Origin of the sequence: Bradyrhizobium sp. (genome assembly GCF_049581145.1) — a bacterium.
Classification (GTDB): Bacteria; Pseudomonadota; Alphaproteobacteria; order Rhizobiales; family Xanthobacteraceae; genus Bradyrhizobium.
Genome location: NZ_JBAURI010000278.1, coordinates 1 through 1855, shown reverse-complemented (window position 1 = coordinate 1855; position 1855 = coordinate 1). Strand labels below are relative to the sequence as shown.

The window sequence follows — 1855 nt, the reverse complement described above, 5'->3', positions numbered from 1 at the left end:
AGCAGAGAGGGCGTGGGGGACGCCGGATGCCCGATGCATCCGCAGCCTCGTGTGCGCATTGGTAGTAGAAGTATGCACACGAGTATTCACAGCGGTCGCACCGGAATCACCCGGCATCCCCGCACGCGATGGTTTACGGCTTATACGCGCTCTCCTCGGTGACCACGCTTTTTTGCCACCGTCGCCTGCGGAATTGCTTCCGCCGACTTGACGCCTGTGCCTTGGAGCGTCGGGACCACACGATTTCGCCGTCCGCTGCAGCATCGTTCGTCTACGTGACGTGACCACTCACGGAGTCCTCGGACCCGCTCTGCAATCCCATCACGCCCGACGCTGCCGCGTCCACCGCATCCCGCTCCACGTTCGTGACGACCGCGATACGCCCCTTTTGAAGGAACGGGATGCCGTGAATAAACATCAATTTCTGTAAAACAGAAAGACATTTATTTTTCGCGTCAGGACTTGAGGGTGGTATCGGCTTGAAGGGGCTAACGAATTCGGCTTTTCCGAACGGGTGTTTTTTAGGCCATCCACAGGCTGTGCCGGGCGCGGCGTCGATCGGAATCGAGATTGATTCGCCGGGCCGGTCGGCGCCTCATGTTTCGGCCTGCACGGTTTTGCCGTCGTGGCGACGCCGCTCATGGCCGGCCGACCCGCTGGGCGAAGGCCATGCGTCGCCGACGGCCATTCCACGGCTTTGCTCAAACGAACTGGCGGGCGGCAAATCCGCCCGTCGGCCTAAGCTCTTGCGCGAGCAACGCGGTCATCACGTGCAGTCCGGCCCCCGCGATCGCGCGCGCCGCGTTTTGGATGAGCGAGCAGTCTCGGCGTCGATGCAAAGGGCTCGGCAACTGAGAAGCCTTCCCGAACTCGACATAAGCTGTCACGGCTTCCCCCACGCACAACGGCCGGCCCGACCCGCAAATTCTTGGTAGCTCATGCCGCCCTTTTAATATCCATCGAGCAAATCATTATACTCGTCGAACTTGGCCCGCGGCGCGGCGCAGGCGACGCGGCGAATTGGGAATCCTCCATCAGTGGCGCGCCGGGAGGAGTGCCCCTTCGGCGCCACCAAGAGCGGCGTAAATGCGTGAGGCCAGCTCTTCGACATCACCGGAATGCTGGAGGGCCACGACGTCGGCAAGACGGGAGGACCTCATCGCCACCGTCTTCGCATCGACGTTGGCCCATACGGGGATAAGCGAGTTTGCCTGCGTGACAGCCCTGGTCAGCAACGCCGACATTTCCGTGTTGGCCCAGGTGGTATTTTCAAGGAGGTGGTTCGACACGAGCAGCACCGCATGACGGCATTCGGTGAGTCCCTTGTCGATACTCTCGCTGAGCCTGTCGCCTGGCTTGAGAGAAAATTCGTCATACCAGATGATGAGGCCCAGCTTCGAGAGGGCGATGGCAAGCGGGCGGGCCAAGCCTACCTTGTCCCGCGAATCGTGGGCGATAAACGCATCGGGCTTGCGCATTTCCAGCCGTCGCTTCCATTCTTCGTTGTCGATGATTGCTACCACTTCTTTCGTCGCACCCAGAGTGGCGCGGAACTCTGCACGCGTGCCCTGTAGCTCATCGGTGAACAAGAACACCCGGTTTGATACGGGCAGGTCGTTGCTGCTTTCGTAGGGGGTATCAAGGTCAAGATGGCTGGCACAGCGCATCTCAACCTTTGCCAACTCGCCCATTATGGCGTCGGCATTACGCATAACTCCGCCTAGTTCAGGCAGTGTCAGCTTTGGCACGAGAAAGACACGGTGCCGCACGCCATCCGTAAAATTCATCACGAGTAGACTGAGGAATTTCTTGCCAACAACGAGGTTGGTCTGCCACCGCATACCGGACTTCCCTC

At 60.1% G+C, this 1855-nt stretch carries 1 protein-coding gene; it reads right to left on the bottom strand.

The features are described from left to right. Positions 1 to 1034: 1034 nt before the first annotated feature. Positions 1035 to 1855, bottom strand: an 821-nt coding sequence (locus tag WCB02_RS09270; RefSeq protein WP_423957702.1) for a toll/interleukin-1 receptor domain-containing protein, incomplete at its 5' end; no start/stop codon positions are given.